Raw genomic sequence first — 16,947 nt, forward strand, 5'->3', positions numbered from 1 at the left:
GACCCTGCGCATCTTGCCCTCATGGCGCGCAATTACAGCAGTTTTGCGGAATTCTGGCCCTTCTACCTGCGCGAGCATAGCAAGCCGCGCACGCGGGCGCTGCACTATGTGGGGACATCGCTCGTCGTGCTGCTGGCGGTAGCCGCGCTTGCGACCGGGCGCTGGTGGTTGTTCGCTGCGCTTCCTGTCGCGGGCTATGCCTTTGCCTGGGCGGCGCATTTCGGGGTCGAGAAGAATCGCCCGGCGACCTTTACCTATCCCTTGTGGAGCCTCGCCGCCGATTTTCGCATGTGGGCGCTGTGGCTGACCGGCCGGTTGGGCCGCGAGCTCGACGAGGCCGGTGTTGCCCGCTGATCCGGAACCATCGCGGCGCTGCGGGCTTCCTGCAAAGAGAGAGCCATCAGAAGGAGCAAAGCGATGACGGTCAACAGCGGTTCGGCGCGGTACGAAGGGTTCGGCAAGGACGGCAAGGGGCATATCTGGACGGCGCGCGGCGCGCTCGATGCGCAGCCCTATGGCTTTGCTTCGCGCTTCGAGGACGGGCCCGGCACCAATCCCGAAGAGCTGATCGCGGCGGCGCATGCGTCCTGCTTCACGATGGCGCTGTCCTTCGCACTGGCACGGGCAGGGTTCAGCGACGGGCAGATCGATACCAAGGCCGATGTGACGCTCGACAAGGATGGCGACGGCTTTGCAGTGACCAAATCGGCACTGACGCTGACGGCGCGGGTGCCGGGGATCGAGGCGGACCGTTTTGCGGCCATCGCCGCCGATGCGAAGGCCAATTGCCCCATCTCGAAGCTTTTGAACTGCGAAATCACGCTTGAACACACGCTCGAGAATTGAGGCGGTGCGCCGGGCCGGCACAGGCCGGCCCGGCGGAGACGCTTAGCGACAGCGCACGTCGTCCTTCTTGCTGCCGCGGTCGATCGCATTGCCCGCGACCGCCCCGCCTATGGCGCCAATCACCGTGCCCAGCGTCTTCGAATCGCCCGGCGCGATGACGTTGCCGAGGACGCCGCCCGCGATGCCGCCGACGATCAGCCCGGTGGTGCCGTCGGAGCGGCGGCAATAATATTTGCCGTCGCGGCCGCGATAGATGCGGTCGCCATCAGACATCCGGCGTTCGCGGTAGCGCCGGTCGTTCCGGTAATAATTGTCGGCATAATAGCCGCCGTAGCGCGGATCGGGATTGTTCCAGTCGTAGCGGCCGTAGCGGTCGTGATAGCTGTTGTCGTAATAGCCATAGCCGCCATCGTCATAGCCATAGCTGCCGGTCGAGGCGCAGCCCGCCAGCGCGGTCGCCGCGGCGAGGGGGGCGAGGGTGAGCATCGTTGCTTTTTTCATATCGTCTCTCCTGACCTGTCGGGGGGAAGGCCGGGGGACGGCCGGGTGGAGCGCAGGTCTTCCGTCATAGAAGACCCGCGAATGCCTCCAGTGGTTCCGTCGCGGGCCGGAGCGGCCGCCTTGACTCGGCGGCGGCGAGGGCGCCTATTCGCTGCTGAAAACAGGAACGGTTGGAGAGAGATGCCATGAACGTCGCCGCGTCGCCGCGCAGTTTTGCTCGCCTGAAAGTCACGCCGATGACCCCGTCGATCGGCGCCGAGATCGATGGAATCGACCTGTCGGCTGAGCAGGATGACGAGACGATCGCCGAAATCCGCGCCGCGCTGCTGGCACATAAGGTGATCTTCTTTCGCAACCAGTTCATCACCGCGCAGCAGCATATCGCCTTTGCCCGCCGCTTCGGGACGTTGGAGATTCACCCCGCGACGCCCAAGGACCAGCCCGATCCCGAAGTGCTGCACATCGCCTATGGCCCCGATTCGAAGGGGCAGGAGAATGCGTGGCATTCGGACGTCACCTGGCGCGCCGAACCGTCGCTGGGGTCGATCCTGCGCGCGGTCGAGGTGCCGCCCGTCGGCGGCGACACGCTGTTCGCCGACATGGGCGCCGCCTTTCGCGGCCTGTCGCCGGCGATGCAGGACTGGTGCCGCGGCCTGACCGCCGTTCACGACATCGCCCGCGTCTTTGCCCGCCGACTGGGCAAGCGGCCCGAGGAACTGCACGACCAATATCCGCCGCAGCGCCACCCAGTGGTACGCACCCACCCCGAAACCGGCGATCAGGCGCTATACGTCAACACCGCCTTTACCAGCCATATCGAGGGGCTGATCGAGAAGGAGAGCGATTGGCTGCTGACGCATCTCTACGCGCAGGCGGCCATACCCGAATATCAGTGCCGCTTTCGCTGGGAGGCGGGGTCGGTCGCCTTTTGGGACAATCGCGCCGGCCAGCATTATGCGGCATCCGACTATTTCCCCGCGGTGCGCCGGATGGAGCGGGTGACGATCGCCGGCGACCGGCCCTTCTACAAGGACGAGCGCCCGAGCAGCTGATCCCGGCGGCGCCGCGGCCCCTCCCGCCCGGTCAGTCGATGATCACATCCTTCCCCTCGGCCTTCAGCTGGGCGAGGCCGTCCTTCATCGCGGCGAGAACGTCGGGCGGGTGCGGGGTCCAGCTTTCGACTTCGCCGACGATGCGCAGCGGTGCGCGGCTGCGATAGCTGCGCGTCGGGTTGCCGGGAAATTTCTTGTCGGTGAGATTGGGATCGTCGAACCAGTCGCCGGTCGGTGCGACGATGTAGATGCGCTCGCGGCCGTCACCCGCGGCGAGCTCGCAGCCCCAGATCGCGGATTCCAGCGCGGCGGAGAAATAGATCCACGATAGCGGCTTTTCCGTGCCGTAATTGCTGGTCCAACCCGCGGCGAGCAGGTCGCCGACGGCCAGATCGGCGCGGGTGCCGTGATAGAAGGTTGCGCCCTTTTCGGGGCCGCCGGGTTCGGGGACGGTGGGAGCGGTGTCATTCATTCGGGCCCGCTTTGCCATAACTTGTCAAACTTGTCACCTCCGGGCCTTTGAAATCAGTCACTTGGTTCCGCGCCATCGCGGTCGTCGGCAGCCGGGCCGGGCAGGCGCAGCGGGTCGGCGGGCGGCGGGTCGGCGGGCACGCCGATCCGCGCGAGCGCCTCGGCCAGCCGGGCTTCGGCAGCGTCACCATCGGCAATCGCGGCGCCGCGGCCTGTGTCGCCTGACCCTGCGGCGCCAAAGCGATGGGGGCGCGCGTGCGCATCAGGAACATCGCGACCCGTTCGAGATATTCGCGCCGCGCGCCCACCTGTTCGCCCTTGTAAAATATGCGAACGGGCATGCTGTGGACCGCGCGAGCTAGCGCGGCGTCGACCAGCCGCCGCATCCCGCAATCGGTCGCGGCATCCCACGCATGGCGGAACGCATGGGCATCGGGGCGGCGGCGGAGGTTATAGGCCGACGTCGCCGACAGCCCGACGCTGCATCGGTCACGCAGGCCGTTGCGGCGAGCGGCTCGATAAACTTGCGCTGGCGGTCGGGGTGCAGGCGTTGATGCGCCGGCCGGGGTAAAGGCAGACAGCGCGGCGATCCGACTTTGCGGCTCCGGGCCTTGCAAGGCCGGGCCATGCGGCAGCGCGGCATTTTGCTTAAGATGTTTTTGCCGTGCGCCGTTACAACCGGGCCATGCCGCATCGTACTGCCTGCCGTTTCAACCCCGCCCTGCGCCTGATCCTAGGCGGGGTGTTGGTCGTTGGCTTTTCGGTCACGGCGTCGATGCTGTTCACCCACCTAAGTTATACGCAGTTCGGCGATCTGAACTATGCCGATGCGATGTGGGCATCGGCGATCGTGCCGTTGCTGGTCGCGCCCCCCGCCTATGGCTGGATCGCGTGGCTGAGCTGGCGATTGCACCGGGCGAATGCGGCGCTGGATAAGCTGGCGCGCTGCGATGCGATGACCGGGCTGGCGAACCGCCGCGCCTTTGTCGAGGCAGCGCGCGAGCGGCTGGCGGCGGGGGAGCCGATGCAGTTGCTTGTTGCCGATATCGACCATTTCAAGCGGATCAACGACAGCATGGGCCATGCCGCAGGCGACCTGGCCCTGACCCACGCCGCCGCCGTTCTGGCGCGCGCCGCGCCCGAGGCCGGGCTAGTGGCGCGGATCGGCGGCGAAGAATTCGCGCTGCTGGTTCCCGCGGAAACCGACGCGGCGGCGCTGGTCGCGCGCATCGCCGACGATCTGGCGCACACGCCCGTCCCCGCCGCGGCCGAGCTGCAACGCATGACGTGCAGCTTCGGCGTCGCGGTGGCGCAGGCGGGCGAAGGGCTCGACGGCCTGCTCTCGCGCGCCGACGCCGCGCTCTATGCGGCGAAGGACGGCGGCCGCAACCGGATGGCATTGGCCAGTTAGCAGTGGCGCAGGCACTCGGATTCAAGCGCCGGCGCGGAGCGGCCGTGTTCAACATGGGTGGTCTTGCCGACGATGCTTTCGGTCAGGATGATCTCGTCGACCGTCCAGCCGATCGGGGGCAATTTCAGCACGTTTAAACTCTGCGAATCCCGCAGGTCGCCGCGATAAGTGATCTTGATATGCGGTGCGGGGCTGATGCCGTCCATGTTCGGCGCCTTTTCGCGTAGCAGATGGTTCCCTAGCGCCTTCTGGAACGCCGGCGCCTCGGCCTGCGGCGCGCGCGTGCGCAGCATCGCCGCCTTGCGGTTCTCGATCCGGCCGAAGGCGAGCGGAAAGGGCGCCGCGGCGAAGCTGTCCGGCGCGGCGATGGTCGCGGGCAGCCCGCCCTTAACGAGGCCAAGCTATAGCGAGAAGGCTAATTGGTGCGCACAGCTGCGTATCAATCATGCTCCCGGCTACCAGCCCCCATATACAATTCGCGGCCGGTGTCCTCATAGACCTGGCTCATTTCCGCCATCCCCTTCTCGGCTTCCTCCGCCGCGATGAAGCCGGCGCTGTCCTGATTTTGCAGCTTGGCGAACTCGCGGACTTCCTGGCTGATCTTCATCGAGCAGAATTTGGGGCCGCACATGCTGCAGAAATGCGCGGTCTTGGCGCCTTCGGCGGGGAGCGTCTGGTCGTGGTACTGCTCCGCCGTGTCGGGATCGAGGCTCAGGTTGAACTGGTCGCGCCAGCGGAATTCGAAGCGCGCTTTCGATAGCGCGTCGTCGCGGACCTTGGCGGCGGGGTGGCCCTTGGCGAGGTCGGCGGCGTGGGCGGCGAGCTTGTAGGTGACGACGCCGACCTTCACATCGTCGCGGTCGGGGAGGCCGAGATGCTCCTTGGGCGTGACGTAGCAAAGCATCGCGGTGCCGTACCAGCCGATCATCGCGGCGCCGATGCCGCTGGTGATATGGTCGTAGCCCGGCGCGATGTCGGTGGTGAGCGGCCCTAATGTGTAGAAGGGCGCCTCGCCGCACGCCTCGAGCTGCTTGTCCATATTCTCCTTGATCTTGTGCATCGGGACGTGCCCCGGCCCCTCGATCATCACCTGCACATCCTGATCCCACGCGCGCTTGGTGAGCTCACCGAGCGTGTAGAGCTCGGCGAACTGCGCCTCGTCGTTCGCGTCGGCGATGCTGCCGGGGCGGAGGCCGTCGCCCAAGGAATAGGCGATGTCATAGGCCTTCATGATCTCGGTAATCTCGTCGAAGCGTTCGTAGAGGAAGCTTTCCCTGTGATGCGCGAGGCACCATTTCGCCATGATGCTGCCGCCGCGGCTGACGATGCCGGTGACGCGCTTCGCGGCGAGCGGGACGTAGGGCAGGCGGACGCCGGCGTGGATGGTGAAATAGTCGACGCCCTGCTCGGCCTGTTCGATCAGCGTGTCGCGGAAAATTTCCCACGTCAGCTCCTCTGCGATGCCGCCGACTTTCTCCAGCGCCTGATAGATGGGGACGGTGCCGATCGGCACGGGCGAATTGCGGATGATCCATTCGCGCGTGTCGTGGATGTTGCGCCCGGTCGACAGGTCCATGACGGTGTCGGCGCCCCAGCGGATCGACCAGACCATCTTGTCGACCTCGCTCGCGACGTCGGATGCGACCGCGCTGTTGCCGATATTGGCGTTGATCTTGACGAGGAAGTTGCGGCCGATCGCCATCGGCTCGCTTTCGGGGTGGTTGATGTTGTTGGGGATGATCGCGCGGCCGCGCGCGAGCTCTTCGCGGACGAATTCGGGGGTGACATAATCGGGGATGCTGGCGCCCCAGTCCTGCCCGTCGCGGATGTACTCGCTCAGGCGTTCGCGGCCGAGATTTTCGCGGGTCGCGACATATTCCATCTCGGGCGTGATGATGCCGCGGCGGGCGTAGTGTATCTGGCTGACGTTATGGCCGGGTTTGGCGCGCAGCACCGTCTTGCGGACGTTGGGGAAGGCGGGGACGCCGCCCGACCGGTCGGGGCCGAGCTGGCCGTTATCCTCGGGCCGCACCTCGCGCTGGGTCACTTCCTCGACATCGCCGCGGGCGCGGATCCACGCGGCGCGCAGTTCGGGGAGGCCCTGCGCGATGTCGATGCTCGCGTTCGGGTCGGTATAGGGACCCGACGTGTCGTAGACGCGGACGCTGGGCTCGCCCGAATGGGGGTCGAGGTCGATCTCGCGCATCGCCACGCGGATGCCGCTGCCCGTCGGGCTCGCGATGTGAACCTTGCGGCTGCCCCGAATAGGTCCGGTGGTGACGCCGATGCGGTCGGCGGCTTCAATGCGGGAATCGATGTCGGCCATGGGGTTCAGCTTTCCTTGGGGTGGGGTTCAGACAAGACGGAAGAGGCCCGCGGCGGTGAAGCCGAGGCCGAGAAGGAGCGCGAGGACGGCGAGCGGGCGCGTCCGCGTCCCCAGCTTGCGCATCCAGAAACGGACGTAGAGATCGGCAAAGGCGGTGACCGCCAGCGCCTCGATCACCGCGAGGCCGCCGAGGATGGTGAGGACAATTGCGAGCGGATCGCCCGCGGGCCAGCCTTCGGGGCCGCGATTGGCGAGATAGAGCAGGGTGCCGAAGATGATCTCGAACAGCCCGGTGAGCATCTGGAGCGCGGGCGAGCCTTCGATCTCCTCGATCATCCGGTGCCACTGGCCGGGACGGCGCAGCTCGTCGATCGCGGCCGCGAGCAGGAACAGGCCGAGGATCAGCGCCGACCAGGCGGGCGCCTGCGCGGCATAAGGAACGGCGGGGATGGCAGCATCGGGCATGGCACGCTCTCCTTCCTTCCTGACGGACGGGAAGGGGGTGCAAGCGGTCCGGTGACGATCCAGCGCGCGCCCTCCCTCCGCCCGTATTACCGGGATCAGGTTCGACGGGTCGCGGTCTATTCCGCTCTCAACCTGCGATTGCGCGGCAGGCTCCCCGGGGACGTGATGCTTCTAGGCCTGTCGCGGTGGCGTGTCCAGCGGTGCGGTGCGCGCGCCGGATTGCGCCTTTGTAATGTTGCGGACGCAGGGGCGCCATGATGGGCGTGTCATCTTCGCCTTCCCATCGGGATGAAAGGAAGGCCTGTCATGTTGAGGATCAAACTTGCCACGCTTGGCGCCGCCGCGTTGCTGGCGCTGTCGGGAACGGCGGCGGTCGCGCAGGACGCGACCCCCTATTGCTCGAAGACGGTGACCGATAATTGCATGCAGCGCGAAGACCATGCAGTCGCGGCCACGCACCATGCGGCCCGCAAGCATCAGGCAGTGCGCAAGCACGCCGCCGCGCGGCGCCACGCCGCGACGCATCGCAAGGCGGCGCATCGCAGGATGGCCGCGAAGACCCCGCCGGCACCCGCGCCCAAGAAGTGAAGCCGCGCCGTGCGTCGCCGCGGGCCGCGCGGCGCACGGCCATTTACCCCGCACGTCGCGGCTTGCGGCGCGGCGTGGCCCCGCTACACTCGCCGTCGAAGCGACGATAGCGGGAGAGCGATATGGCGTCGGTGATGGACGAAGCGCGGGCGGTCACGCCGGTCGATGTCAGCGACATCGCGCTCTATGTCGAGGATCGGTGGCGCGAGCCTTTCGCGCGGCTGCGCGCCGAGATGCCGGTGAGCTGGTGTCCCGAAAGCCCCTATGGCGGCTATTGGTCGGTCGCGACGCATGCGCTGGTGCAGGCAGTCGAGCTTGATCCGGCGACATTTTCCTCATCGTGGAAAAATGGCAATATCGTCATCGCCGATCCGCCCCCCGAATCGAACCTGCCCAATTTCATCGCCGCCGATCCGCCGGTCCACACCGCGCAGCGCAAGGTGATCGCCCCCGCCTTCAACCCGAGCCAGATGGCGGAGCGCGAAAAGACGGTGAAGCGGCGGACGCGCGAGCTGTTCGACGCGCTGCCGGTCGGCGAGACGTTCGACTGGGTCGAAAACGTGTCGGTGCCGCTGACAATCGGGATGCTGTGCATCCTGTTCGATTTTCCGTGGGAAGAACGCCACGACCTCAAACGCTGGTCCGACTATGGCGGCAATGTTTCACCCGAGACGGCAAGCGAGGAATATCGCGCGCAATGGATGGCCGAAATGGGCGCGATGCTGGCGCGCTTCGACCGCGAGCTCGAAGCGCGCAAGGCGCTGCCGCCGAGCGACGACTTGTTGTCGCGCATGGTCCACAGCGAGGCGATGGGCAGCCTCAACCCGATGGAGCGGCTCGCCAACATCGCGCTACTGATCGTCGGGGGCAACGACACGACCCGCAATTCGATGAGCGGGCTGGTCGAGGCGCTGCACCGTTTTCCCGGCGAACTCGATCGGCTGCGCGCCGACCCCGCGCTGATCCCCAATGCGGCGCAGGAGATCATCCGCTGGCAATCGCCGGTCACGCACATGCGGCGGACCTGCATGGCTGACACCGAACTGGGCGGACAGACGATCCGCCGGGGTGAAAAGGTGATCCTCTGGTATATTTCGGCGAACCGCGACGAGAGTGTGTTTCCGCAAGCCGACCTTTTCGACGTCGGCCGCGACAATGCGCGGCGCCATGTCGCCTTCGGTCACGGCATCCACCGCTGCGTCGGGGCGCGGCTGGCCGAAATCCAGCTTTGTACGCTGATCGAGGAAATCGTGGCGCGCGGCATCCGGATCGAACCGCAAGGCGCGCCCGAGCGGCTGGCGAGCCCCTTCCTCCACGGGTTCGTCCATATGCCGGTGCGGATCGTCGCCGACTGACTTTCCAGACTGGAAAATTGTCACTTGCCGAATCGGAAAGTCGGACGTATTACTTTCCGAACTGGAAAGTGATGCGGGGCACCGGTCGTTTCCGCATCAGACCCGAGGAGCAAGAGACATGAACCCGATCGAAGCCCGCGCCGCGCTCGACAGCATCGACGACGTCCAGCGCGACCTGGCACTGAAGGCGACCTATTGCCCGCCGTGGCGCCACGCGGCGTTCGGCGCGGTCATGGCGCTGCTAGTGCTGGGACAGGGTTTCGGCATCGCGATCATGGCGCCGCTGTTCGCGGTCGCGATGCTGTCGGTGGTGCTACTCGTCGCCGACGACCGGAGGCGTTATGGCCTTTTTGTAAACGGTTATCGCAAGGGCCGGACCCTGCCGGTTACGCTGGCGCTGCTCGGCGCGATGCTGGCGGCGATGTTCGGCGAAATCCACGCCCGCGAAGCCGGACTGACGCTGGGCACGAAGATAGGCATCGCCGCCATCGCCTTTGGCGTCGCCGTCGCCGCGAGCGTCGCCTGGAGCCGCATCTATCGCCGTGAGCTGCTGAAGGGCACCGCCTGAGCCATGGACGGGATCGACATGGTGCTGCATGCGCCGGCGCGGCTGCAGATCGCCGCGCTACTCGCCAAGGTCAGCGAGATGGAGTTCGCCAAGCTGCGCGAGCTGGTTCAGGTCAGCGATTCGGTGCTGTCCAAGCATCTCGCCGCGCTGGTCGACGAAGGCTATGTCGATTTGCGCAAGGCGCCGCTCGGGGGACGCCAGCGGACATGGGCTTCGCTGACCCGCGCCGGGCACCGCGCGCTCGAGGCGCATGTCGCCGCGCTGCGCGCCATCGTCGCCCATCTTCCCGTCGCGGCCGAATAAGGCTAGGGGCGTCGCGGCTTTCCGGTCGGGGTGCGGGGGCCGGCTTTGCCCATTGCCTCGCCGGATGATCTGAGCATGAAAGCAGATATGGTGCCCGATAGCGGCATCGCCGCGGGGACGGTGTCGCGGCGTGACTGGACGGCGTTGCTGGCGCTGGCGCTCGTGTTGCGGCTGGTCGCGGCGTGGCAGGAAAGCGTGCTGCACCCAGACGAGGTCTTCCAATATCTCGAAGGCGCGTTCCGCCTGTTCCACGGCTATTCGGTCGTGACCTGGGAGTATCGCGACGGGATGCGCGGCGATCTTTATCCCGCCTTGCTCGCGCTGCCGATGCGGCTCGGCGAATGGATCGCGCCCGACGGCAGCCTGACCATCTGGTTGCCGCGAATGATGATGGCGATATTGTCGCTGTCGATCGTCGCCGCAGCCGGGGCGATCGGGGCGCGCGTGTCGCGGCTGCATTTCTGGACCGCGGGACTGATCGCCGCATGCTGGCCTGACCTTGTTGCCTTTGCGCCGCATCCGCTGACCGAGCAGATGGCGGCCCTGCTCGCGGCACCAGCGATCGCGCTGCTTGGGCTACCAGGGCGCAGCGCACGACAGCTGATGATCATCGGCGCTGCCGTGGGCCTGGCGGTCGTGTTTCGGCCGCATGTCGCGCCCGCGCTGGCGCTGGGGCTGCTCGTGCACGTCTGGCGGGCCGGGCCGCGCAGTCTCTGGCCGCTTGTCGCCGGGGGTTTGGTCGGGCTGGCGATCGGCGCGGTCAGCGATGTTGCGGGGGGGCATTGGCCGTTCGAATGGTTGGTGCACAATGTCGATCGCAACATCGTCGATAATGTGTCGGCGCGTTACGGCGTGTCGGGACCATTCCAATATGCGGTCGATCTTCTGGCGCTGTGGGGCCTGTGGACCGCTCCAATCCTCGTGCTGGCGGCGCTCGGTGCGCGGCGCTATCCGCTGCTCGCGGTGGTTGCGATCGCCAATATCCTGGTCCACTCGGCGATCGGCCACAAGGAATATCGGTTTATCATCCTGTCGGTGACGGCGATCATATTGCTCGCGGGCGTCGGTACCGGCGATGCGATCGCTGCACTGCGCGCGCAGCGGGGGCGACAGGGGTGGCGGGTGGCGCTGGTGCTGGGCGCGGGCTGGATTGCCGCCGCGGCCCATGTTGCGCCCGCGCTGCATAAATGGGGCGCGCGGGTCGTAACGCCCTTCAGCGCCGCGGCCTCCGACGGGCTGCGCGCAGATCCGGGACTGTGCGGCATGGCGGTGGTCGGCAATCGCTTTTTCCGCGTCTATGGCTACGCGCGGCTGCAGCGGCGGGTGCCGATCTTCGTTCAGGCGCCGGGCGATCCGCACGTCGACCCCGCCCAGTTCAACGCCGCGCTGGTCTGGAAAGGACATGCGGACGCCCTGACCCCCGATTTTCGCGCGACGATCTGTTCTGCCGACGGCAGTCAATGCCTGTACGAGCGGAAGGGCGGTTGCAGCGCCGCGACCTCACGGGCAGAAATAAATCGCTATCTTGCCGATCGCGGGATGTAGGAGGATGCCGATGCGACCCGATCTGGACGATCCCGAGGCGCGCGCCGCCTATCGCCGTGAACTGCTCGGCGTCGGGCGCGGGATGCGGCGCGTCGGCTTTGCCGCAAGCCTGCTCGCGCTCGCGCTGCTGATGGGGCCGCGGATGGGCGGTCCGTGGATGCTCGGCCCGCTGCCGACGCAATATTGGGGCTGGGCGGCGCTGCTGCTCAGCTGGACGCTGTTCGTCGTCGTGATCGTGCGGCGCACCCGCCACCACAAGCGGCGGATGGCTGAATAGCCATCCGCCGGATCGCGATCAGGCGTAGCGGAATTCGTCGCTGCGCAGGTCGATGAGCGGGAACGCATCCTTTTCGGCCCAGTAATCCTGATTGTGCCGCCATTCGGGCTTGTCGCCGCGCCGCGGCATCGCATCGAGCCCGCGCATCAGATAGCCGGGATTGAAATTGTCCGCCTCGATCCACGGCATGATCGCCATCCCCTCGTCCTGCGGGCGCAGCACGACCTCGACCTTCTTTGCGCCGATATGGTCCATGTGGTTGAGCAGATTGCAGACGAAATCGCCCATCATGTCGACGCGCAGCGTCCAGCTCGCGCGGAAATAGCCCATCACCCACGCCATGTTGGGAACGCCGGTCATCATCATGCCGCGGTAGGTGACGGTGTCGGCCCAATCGACGGGCTTGCCGTCGACCTCGAACGGGATACCGCCCATGACCGAGAGGTTGAAGCCCGTTGCGGCGACGATGATATCGGCCTCGATCTCGGTTCCGTCCGCGGTGCGGACGCCCGTTTCGGTGAAGCTGTCGATCGTGTCGGTGACGACGGTCAGCTTGCCCGCCGTCGCGGCACGGAAGATGTCGCCTTCGGGGCAGAAGGCGAGCCGCTGCTGCCAGGGGCGGTATTTCGGGGTGAAATGCGGTTCGAACGAAAAATCCGGATCGCCCGAAAAGGCGCGGATCAGCTCTTTCAGCTCTTCGAACACCTGATCGGGTTCGGTCTGGCAGCGGCGCGTCATCAGATCCTGATCGTGCATGATCTGCGCGCGCACGACGCGGTGGACCGTAGGTTCGTCGATCCCGACCTCGCGCAGCCGGTCGGCAAGTTCGTTCTTGTTTTCGGAGCAGAAAAAATAGGTCGGCGAGCGCTGGAGCATCGTTACATGCGCCGCCTTCTCGGCAAAGGCGGGGACGATCGTCGCGGCGGTCGCGCCCGATCCGATGACGAGGATGCGCTTGCCCGCATAGTCGGTCGCGGGATCCCAGAGCTGGGCGTGGACGAACTGGCCCTTATAGTCCGAAAGGCCCGGCCAGTCGGGGATGTAGGGCTTCTCATGGTCGTAATAGCCCTGGCACATCCACAGGAAATTGGCGGTGAAGACGACGGCGGCGCCATCGGCCTTGCGCACCGCCTCGACCGTCCAGCAGTTCTGCTCGCTCGACCAGCGGCAGGCGGTGATGCGGTGGCCGTAATGAATATGGTCGCCGATGCCGTTTTCGTCGATCACCTCGCCCATATATTTCAGGATTTCATCGGCGCTGGCGATCGGCGCGCCGACCCAGGGCTTGAAGCGATAGCCGAAGGTGTAGAGATCCGAATCGGAGCGGACGCCGGGATATTTGTGCGTTTCCCAAGTGCCGCCGAACGTGTCCTTCATCTCGAGGATCGCATAGCTTTTGCCGGGGCACTGATGCTGGAGATGATAGGCCGAACCGATGCCCGAAATCCCCGCGCCGACGATCAGCACGTCGACATGATTGGCATCCTTGGCAGTGGTGGCTTCGCGCGCCGCGGCGCGCGCCGTCGTGGTCGTCATGGCTTGTCCGCTCCCATTTTCTCTAGTTAGGGTGATTACCCTATACTATCGAGCATGAGTCGCGCCAGTCCGCTTTGATGTGGATCAAAAGCGCCCGTGCCGACGCGCGGTCAGCCGGTGCGGCGTGCCAGCCAGACCCCTGCGACCATCAGCGCAATTCCGGCGAGCCGCGCGGTGTCGACCGGAAAGCGCTGGGCGCCGAACAGGCCGAAATGATCGATGATCGCGGCGCTCGTCAGCTGTCCCACCAGCACGAAGAAGATCGCATTGCCGACCCCGAAGCGCGGCGCGATGAAAGTCACGGAGATCACGTAGAAAGCAACGAACAGCCCGCCGAAATAGAAATGAAAGGGAATGTCGGCGGAAAAGCGGATGTCGCCGAGCGCGCCGGTCGCGACAGCCCCGGTAAGCGCAACGAGCAGTGCAAGCCCGAAGAGGATGACCGATGCCGCCATCGGGCTGCCAAGCCGTCCGCCGAGCCCGCCGTTGAGCGCGGCGAGGATCGGGATGCCGACGCCGGTGAGGAACATGATCGAGGCAAAGGTTGGGGCGGGGTTTGCGCTCATGCGGTCTGTCCTTGATTGCGGGGGGCGGAGGCTAGAGCCCCAGTTCGTCGAGGCCGGGGTGATTGTCAGGGCGGCGGCCCGTGTCGCCGCGATCCCAATGGAGCAAGCGCGCCGACTCGGCAATGGCGAGGTCGTTGATGCTCGCGATGCGCCGCGCCATCTGGCCGTCCACTGCAAATTCCCAATTTTCATTGCCGTAGGACCGCCACCATTGGCCGTCATGGTCGTGCCATTCATAGGCGAAGCGCACCGCGATCCGGTTGTCGGTGAAGGCCCACAGCGTCTTGATCAGGCGGTAATCCTGCTCGCGCTGCCATTTGGCGGCGAGGAAGTCGATGATGGCGCCGCGCCCGGCAAGAAAGATGTCGCGGTTCCGCCAGACGCTGTCCGGCGTATAGGCGAGCGCCACGCGCGCGGGGTCGCGGCTGTTCCATCCATCCTCGGCCAGCCGGACCTTGTGCGCTGCGCTTGCAGCGTCGAATGGCGGCAGCGGCGCGCGGGTGCCGGTCATTGTGCTGCCTCCCGCACCCATTCGTTCGTGGCGGGCCATCCGCGCATGGCGGGAAAGCCCGGGAGCGCAGCGATGCGGCGCGTCCAGTCGCGGATATGGGGCCAGTCGTCGAGGTCGATGCCGCCGTCGGGCGCGAGCGCCAGATAGGGGCTTGCGGCGATGTCGGCGATCGTCAGCCGGTCGCCGACAAGCCAGGTGCGCGCGGCCAGATGCGCATCGACGACCGGGAGGATCCGCATCGCCACGGCGTGCGCGCGCGACCGGTCGATCGTCCAGCCGAACAGCTTTTCGGCGCGCAGCAGCGCGGGGCCGTTGAAGATTTCATTGGCGGCGTGCGACAGCCAGACGGCAATCGCGCCGCGCTCTTCCGCCGTGTGGCCGTCCCAGTCCCCGGGCCGGTGGCGGGCGGCGAGATAGGCAAGGATCGCCTGGCTGTCGCGCAGGACGAAATCGCCTTCGGCATAGACGGGTATCTGCGCCATCGGATTGAGCGCGCGAAAGGCATCGCCCTGCCGCCGCTCGGCGTCGACCGTCTCTTCTTCATAGGCGAGTCCGAGGAAGGCGAGCGCCATGCGCACCTTGTGTGCATTGCCCGACAGAGGCGAACCATAGAGGCAGATCATTGTCATTCTCCCTTCTGGGCCGCGCGCAATGCGTCGACCTGCGCGCGCAGCTGGTTGAGCTCGGCAGCCATCGGACGGACGGCGGCGGAGATTTCGGCTTCGGTGAAGCGCGGCGTTATGTGCTGGGGGCAGTTCCAGTCGAAACCCGCGACGTCGATCACGAAGCCGCGCTCGGGGGTTGCGCGGTAGCCTTCGGGCATCAGCGAGGTCACGAGCGCGGGATCTTCGGCGATCTCGACGATCCGCCCCTCGCCGATCAGTTTGAGCCGCCGGCGGTTGGGATAGTCCATCAGGAACAGCGAGACGCGCGGATTTTCAGCGAGATTGGCGGTGCTGATAAATTGGCGGTTGCCCGTAAAGTCGGCGAAGCCGAGGCGGTTGCCGCCGAGCGGGCGCAGGAAGCCGGGCGGGCCACCGCGGTGCTGGATATAGGGCCAGCCGTCGGCGGTTATGCTGCCCAGATAGAAGCTGTCGCGGGCGGCAATGAAGTCGAGTTCGCGGGCGGTCAGCGTGTCGCTGCCGTCGCTGTCGGCCTCCATCCGTGCGTAGCTGGCGCGCGATCCGTGCCGCGCCTGCAGGCGCCGCGCCGCGTCGGTGAACAAAGTGCGGAGATAATGTTGCGCCATGCGGGGGGCCTTCCGACAAGAGGGCGCGAGCGGGGCGCCGGGATCGGGGGTTGGGGGCCTCCCTCGCTCGCAAACCCTATCTATCGTGTTGCTGTATGCGCGATAATCAGCGATTGATGGATATCTCTATTTCAATATGCGGAATAATCGATGGACCGGCTGCTGACTCTTGAGATGTTCGTGGCGGTGGCGGGCGAAGGCGGATTCGCTGCCGCCGCGCGCAAGATCGGCAGTTCGCCGCCCGCGGTGACGCGGGGCATTGCTGCGCTCGAGGAGCGGCTCGGCACGAGCCTTTTCCACCGCTCGACCCGCGCGGTCGCGCTGACCGACGAGGGCGCAGTCTTTCTGGGGCAGGCGCGGCGTATCCTGGCCGATCTTGCGGGGGCCGAGCGGGCGCTGCGCGGTGGCGAGGCCGAACCGCGCGGCCAACTCTACCTGACCGCGCCGGTGATGTTCGGGCGGCTGCATGTCCTGCCCGTGGTCGGCGACCTGCTCGCCCGGCATGATGCGCTGGCGGTGCGGATGATGCTGATCGACCGCAATGTCCGCATTGTCGAGGAGGGCATCGACATCGCGCTGCGTATCGGACCGCTTGCCGATTCGAGCCTGAAGGCGGTCCGCATCGGCGCGGTGCGGCAGATGTTGGTCGCGAGCCCCGGCTATCTGGCGCGGCGGGGCGCCCCCGCGACGATCGACGCGCTCGCCGACCATGATCTGATCATCTCGACCGGGCCGCGCGCGGCGGGCGAATGGAGTTTTGCCGAGCGTCGCTGGCGGGTCGAGCCGCGCCCGCGGCTGGTGGTGAACACCGTCGATGCGGCGATGGCGGCGGCCGAAGCGGGGATCGGAATCGCCAATCTGCTGAGTTATCAGGTGATGGACGGCGTCGATGGCGGGCGCCTGATCGCGCTGCTCAACGCCAAGCAGCCGCCGCCCTTGCCTGTCCATCTGGTCTTCGAACCGTCGCGCGCCGGCCTGCCCGCGGTCCGCCTTTTGATCGAGGCGATGCGGCGCCGGATGCGATCGGCGGGGCTGGGGTGACGCGGGCACCGCGCTCCGCTACGGCATGGTGATGACCGATCGTCTCTTTCCGACCGCGCGCCGATGAGCCGCGCTCCGCGCCTTGCCGGCTATGCGCTGATGGCGGCGGCGGTGCTGCTGGCGCTTGCGATGCGGCGCGGGCTGATCGAGAGCCTGGGGCCGTTTCCGGTCGCGGCGGTGGCACTGCTGATCGGGATGATCGGCGTGATGCTGGTGTTCACCGACCTGATGGTGCGCGGGCTTTATGCACAGATCGGTGCGGCCAAGCGAGCCGAGGACGAGGGCGAGTAGCGCCTTTTCGTTCGACACTATCGGCGCTTATCATTATGACGGGCC

23 protein-coding genes and 1 riboswitch are annotated in these 16,947 nt (G+C 66.6%); of the genes, 13 read left to right on the plus strand and 10 right to left on the minus strand.

The window, feature by feature from the left end; translation table 11 throughout:
- Positions 1 to 21: 21 nt before the first annotated feature.
- Positions 22 to 354, plus strand: coding sequence for a DUF962 domain-containing protein (locus P1IM2_RS14515; protein ID WP_186402903.1), 333 nt, complete (start codon positions 22 to 24; stop codon positions 352 to 354).
- A 63-nt stretch (positions 355 to 417) separates the two neighbouring features.
- Positions 418 to 846 carry an OsmC family protein gene (locus P1IM2_RS14520; RefSeq protein WP_062901743.1) on the plus strand — a complete coding sequence of 143 codons (429 nt, stop codon included), beginning with the start codon at positions 418 to 420 and terminating at the stop codon, positions 844 to 846.
- Between the two features lie 42 nt (positions 847 to 888).
- On the opposite strand, the gene P1IM2_RS14525 is transcribed toward P1IM2_RS14520, so the two are convergent.
- Positions 889 to 1,347: a glycine zipper 2TM domain-containing protein gene (locus P1IM2_RS14525; RefSeq protein WP_062901744.1), complete on the minus strand. Its 459-nt coding sequence runs from the start codon at positions 1,345 to 1,347 to the stop codon at positions 889 to 891.
- Positions 1,348 to 1,532: 185 nt separating this feature from the next.
- Between P1IM2_RS14525 and P1IM2_RS14530 the strand changes: the two genes are divergently transcribed.
- Positions 1,533 to 2,399, plus strand: a complete 867-nt coding sequence (locus P1IM2_RS14530) for a TauD/TfdA family dioxygenase (protein ID WP_186402904.1) — start codon at positions 1,533 to 1,535, stop codon at positions 2,397 to 2,399.
- A gap of 31 nt (positions 2,400 to 2,430) precedes the next feature.
- On the opposite strand, the gene arr is transcribed toward P1IM2_RS14530, so the two are convergent.
- A complete protein-coding gene (gene arr, locus P1IM2_RS14535) occupies positions 2,431 to 2,871 on the minus strand; it encodes an NAD(+)--rifampin ADP-ribosyltransferase (protein ID WP_062901746.1) in 441 nt (146 codons plus the stop codon).
- Between the two features lie 47 nt (positions 2,872 to 2,918).
- Between arr and P1IM2_RS14540 the strand changes: the two genes are divergently transcribed.
- Together P1IM2_RS14540 and P1IM2_RS14545 are read left to right on the plus strand one after the other, a co-directional pair.
- On the plus strand, positions 2,919 to 3,095 hold the full coding sequence (locus tag P1IM2_RS14540; protein WP_186402905.1) for a hypothetical protein: 177 nt from the start codon (positions 2,919 to 2,921) through the stop codon (positions 3,093 to 3,095).
- Between the two features lie 460 nt (positions 3,096 to 3,555).
- The gene (locus P1IM2_RS14545) at positions 3,556 to 4,281 is read left to right on the plus strand and encodes a GGDEF domain-containing protein (protein WP_186402906.1); all 726 of its coding nucleotides are present in this window, start codon (positions 3,556 to 3,558) and stop codon (positions 4,279 to 4,281) included.
- Here P1IM2_RS14545 and P1IM2_RS14550 read toward each other — a convergent pair.
- The 3 genes from P1IM2_RS14550 to P1IM2_RS14560 form a co-directional block, all read right to left on the minus strand.
- Entirely contained in the window at positions 4,278 to 4,574 is a 297-nt protein-coding gene (locus P1IM2_RS14550; protein WP_186402907.1) for a hypothetical protein, read from the minus strand. The two genes, P1IM2_RS14545 and P1IM2_RS14550, sit on opposite strands and share 4 nt — an antisense overlap.
- Before the next feature lie 146 nt (positions 4,575 to 4,720).
- Complete coding sequence (gene thiC / locus P1IM2_RS14555; protein ID WP_186402908.1) at positions 4,721 to 6,607, minus strand: phosphomethylpyrimidine synthase ThiC; 1,887 nt, start codon at positions 6,605 to 6,607, stop codon at positions 4,721 to 4,723.
- A gap of 27 nt (positions 6,608 to 6,634) precedes the next feature.
- Positions 6,635 to 7,072 carry a hypothetical protein gene (locus P1IM2_RS14560; RefSeq protein WP_186402909.1) on the minus strand — a complete coding sequence of 146 codons (438 nt, stop codon included), beginning with the start codon at positions 7,070 to 7,072 and terminating at the stop codon, positions 6,635 to 6,637.
- A 55-nt stretch (positions 7,073 to 7,127) separates the two neighbouring features.
- Positions 7,128 to 7,239, minus strand: a riboswitch (TPP riboswitch).
- Positions 7,240 to 7,378: 139 nt separating this feature from the next.
- On the opposite strand from P1IM2_RS14560, the gene P1IM2_RS14565 reads away from it, so the two are divergent.
- From P1IM2_RS14565 to P1IM2_RS14590, 6 genes are all read left to right on the plus strand, one after another.
- On the plus strand, positions 7,379 to 7,660 hold the full coding sequence (locus P1IM2_RS14565) for a hypothetical protein (protein ID WP_186402910.1): 282 nt from the start codon (positions 7,379 to 7,381) through the stop codon (positions 7,658 to 7,660).
- A gap of 122 nt (positions 7,661 to 7,782) precedes the next feature.
- A complete protein-coding gene (locus tag P1IM2_RS14570; RefSeq protein WP_186402911.1) occupies positions 7,783 to 9,015 on the plus strand; it encodes a cytochrome P450 in 1,233 nt (410 codons plus the stop codon).
- A gap of 118 nt (positions 9,016 to 9,133) precedes the next feature.
- Positions 9,134 to 9,583, plus strand: a complete 450-nt coding sequence (locus P1IM2_RS14575; RefSeq protein WP_186402912.1) for a hypothetical protein — start codon at positions 9,134 to 9,136, stop codon at positions 9,581 to 9,583.
- Positions 9,584 to 9,586: 3 nt separating this feature from the next.
- Complete coding sequence (locus P1IM2_RS14580) at positions 9,587 to 9,886, plus strand: transcriptional regulator (RefSeq protein ID WP_062901755.1); 300 nt, start codon at positions 9,587 to 9,589, stop codon at positions 9,884 to 9,886.
- Positions 9,887 to 9,961: 75 nt separating this feature from the next.
- Positions 9,962 to 11,431, plus strand: coding sequence for a hypothetical protein (locus P1IM2_RS14585; RefSeq protein ID WP_186402913.1), 1,470 nt, complete (start codon positions 9,962 to 9,964; stop codon positions 11,429 to 11,431).
- 10 nt (positions 11,432 to 11,441) lie between these two features.
- Entirely contained in the window at positions 11,442 to 11,708 is a 267-nt protein-coding gene (locus P1IM2_RS14590) for a hypothetical protein (protein WP_156000960.1), read from the plus strand.
- Positions 11,709 to 11,726: 18 nt separating this feature from the next.
- Here the strand turns inward: P1IM2_RS14590 and P1IM2_RS14595 are convergent, their stop codons facing one another.
- From P1IM2_RS14595 to P1IM2_RS14615, 5 genes are all read right to left on the minus strand, one after another.
- Positions 11,727 to 13,244, minus strand: a complete 1,518-nt coding sequence (locus P1IM2_RS14595) for an NAD(P)/FAD-dependent oxidoreductase (RefSeq protein WP_186402914.1) — start codon at positions 13,242 to 13,244, stop codon at positions 11,727 to 11,729.
- Between the two features lie 110 nt (positions 13,245 to 13,354).
- On the minus strand, positions 13,355 to 13,810 hold the full coding sequence (locus tag P1IM2_RS14600) for a DMT family transporter (RefSeq protein WP_062768265.1): 456 nt from the start codon (positions 13,808 to 13,810) through the stop codon (positions 13,355 to 13,357).
- A 31-nt stretch (positions 13,811 to 13,841) separates the two neighbouring features.
- Complete coding sequence (locus P1IM2_RS14605) at positions 13,842 to 14,321, minus strand: nuclear transport factor 2 family protein (RefSeq protein WP_186402915.1); 480 nt, start codon at positions 14,319 to 14,321, stop codon at positions 13,842 to 13,844.
- The gene (locus P1IM2_RS14610; protein WP_186402916.1) at positions 14,318 to 14,944 is read right to left on the minus strand and encodes a glutathione S-transferase family protein; all 627 of its coding nucleotides are present in this window, start codon (positions 14,942 to 14,944) and stop codon (positions 14,318 to 14,320) included. Before P1IM2_RS14610 ends, P1IM2_RS14605 begins: the two co-directional genes overlap by 4 nt.
- A gap of 2 nt (positions 14,945 to 14,946) precedes the next feature.
- Positions 14,947 to 15,570, minus strand: a complete 624-nt coding sequence (locus tag P1IM2_RS14615; protein ID WP_062901760.1) for a pyridoxamine 5'-phosphate oxidase family protein — start codon at positions 15,568 to 15,570, stop codon at positions 14,947 to 14,949.
- 150 nt (positions 15,571 to 15,720) lie between these two features.
- Between P1IM2_RS14615 and P1IM2_RS14620 the strand changes: the two genes are divergently transcribed.
- Together P1IM2_RS14620 and P1IM2_RS14625 are read left to right on the plus strand one after the other, a co-directional pair.
- On the plus strand, positions 15,721 to 16,611 hold the full coding sequence (locus tag P1IM2_RS14620) for a LysR substrate-binding domain-containing protein (RefSeq protein ID WP_186402917.1): 891 nt from the start codon (positions 15,721 to 15,723) through the stop codon (positions 16,609 to 16,611).
- A 63-nt stretch (positions 16,612 to 16,674) separates the two neighbouring features.
- On the plus strand, positions 16,675 to 16,902 hold the full coding sequence (locus tag P1IM2_RS14625; protein ID WP_003040979.1) for a hypothetical protein: 228 nt from the start codon (positions 16,675 to 16,677) through the stop codon (positions 16,900 to 16,902).
- Positions 16,903 to 16,947 lie beyond the last annotated feature (45 nt).

The organism is Sphingopyxis sp. P1IMeth2 (genome assembly GCF_900185685.1).
Lineage (GTDB): Bacteria > Pseudomonadota > Alphaproteobacteria > Sphingomonadales > Sphingomonadaceae > Sphingopyxis > Sphingopyxis terrae_A.

What these genes read in the sequence shown, in the direction of transcription:
- thiC (WP_186402908.1), bottom strand. Translation starts at nt 6,607, where the DNA reads ATGGCCGACATCGATTCCCGCATTGAAGCCGCCGACCGCATCGGCGTC.
- P1IM2_RS14525 (WP_062901744.1), bottom strand. Translation starts at nt 1,347, where the DNA reads ATGAAAAAAGCAACGATGCTCACCCTCGCCCCCCTCGCCGCGGCGACC.
- P1IM2_RS14550 (WP_186402907.1), bottom strand. Translation starts at nt 4,574, where the DNA reads ATGCTGCGCACGCGCGCGCCGCAGGCCGAGGCGCCGGCGTTCCAGAAG.
- P1IM2_RS14595 (WP_186402914.1), bottom strand. Translation starts at nt 13,244, where the DNA reads ATGACGACCACGACGGCGCGCGCCGCGGCGCGCGAAGCCACCACTGCC.
- P1IM2_RS14515 (WP_186402903.1), top strand. Translation starts at nt 22, where the DNA reads ATGGCGCGCAATTACAGCAGTTTTGCGGAATTCTGGCCCTTCTACCTG.
- P1IM2_RS14605 (WP_186402915.1), bottom strand. Translation starts at nt 14,321, where the DNA reads ATGACCGGCACCCGCGCGCCGCTGCCGCCATTCGACGCTGCAAGCGCA.
- P1IM2_RS14565 (WP_186402910.1), top strand. Translation starts at nt 7,379, where the DNA reads ATGTTGAGGATCAAACTTGCCACGCTTGGCGCCGCCGCGTTGCTGGCG.
- P1IM2_RS14560 (WP_186402909.1), bottom strand. Translation starts at nt 7,072, where the DNA reads ATGCCCGATGCTGCCATCCCCGCCGTTCCTTATGCCGCGCAGGCGCCC.
- P1IM2_RS14585 (WP_186402913.1), top strand. Translation starts at nt 9,962, where the DNA reads ATGAAAGCAGATATGGTGCCCGATAGCGGCATCGCCGCGGGGACGGTG.
- P1IM2_RS14620 (WP_186402917.1), top strand. Translation starts at nt 15,721, where the DNA reads ATGGACCGGCTGCTGACTCTTGAGATGTTCGTGGCGGTGGCGGGCGAA.
- P1IM2_RS14520 (WP_062901743.1), top strand. Translation starts at nt 418, where the DNA reads ATGACGGTCAACAGCGGTTCGGCGCGGTACGAAGGGTTCGGCAAGGAC.
- P1IM2_RS14590 (WP_156000960.1), top strand. Translation starts at nt 11,442, where the DNA reads ATGCGACCCGATCTGGACGATCCCGAGGCGCGCGCCGCCTATCGCCGT.
- P1IM2_RS14575 (WP_186402912.1), top strand. Translation starts at nt 9,134, where the DNA reads ATGAACCCGATCGAAGCCCGCGCCGCGCTCGACAGCATCGACGACGTC.
- P1IM2_RS14625 (WP_003040979.1), top strand. Translation starts at nt 16,675, where the DNA reads ATGAGCCGCGCTCCGCGCCTTGCCGGCTATGCGCTGATGGCGGCGGCG.
- P1IM2_RS14615 (WP_062901760.1), bottom strand. Translation starts at nt 15,570, where the DNA reads ATGGCGCAACATTATCTCCGCACTTTGTTCACCGACGCGGCGCGGCGC.
- P1IM2_RS14610 (WP_186402916.1), bottom strand. Translation starts at nt 14,944, where the DNA reads ATGATCTGCCTCTATGGTTCGCCTCTGTCGGGCAATGCACACAAGGTG.
- P1IM2_RS14570 (WP_186402911.1), top strand. Translation starts at nt 7,783, where the DNA reads ATGGCGTCGGTGATGGACGAAGCGCGGGCGGTCACGCCGGTCGATGTC.
- P1IM2_RS14600 (WP_062768265.1), bottom strand. Translation starts at nt 13,810, where the DNA reads ATGAGCGCAAACCCCGCCCCAACCTTTGCCTCGATCATGTTCCTCACC.
- P1IM2_RS14580 (WP_062901755.1), top strand. Translation starts at nt 9,587, where the DNA reads ATGGACGGGATCGACATGGTGCTGCATGCGCCGGCGCGGCTGCAGATC.
- P1IM2_RS14530 (WP_186402904.1), top strand. Translation starts at nt 1,533, where the DNA reads ATGAACGTCGCCGCGTCGCCGCGCAGTTTTGCTCGCCTGAAAGTCACG.
- arr (WP_062901746.1), bottom strand. Translation starts at nt 2,871, where the DNA reads ATGAATGACACCGCTCCCACCGTCCCCGAACCCGGCGGCCCCGAAAAG.
- P1IM2_RS14545 (WP_186402906.1), top strand. Translation starts at nt 3,556, where the DNA reads ATGCCGCATCGTACTGCCTGCCGTTTCAACCCCGCCCTGCGCCTGATC.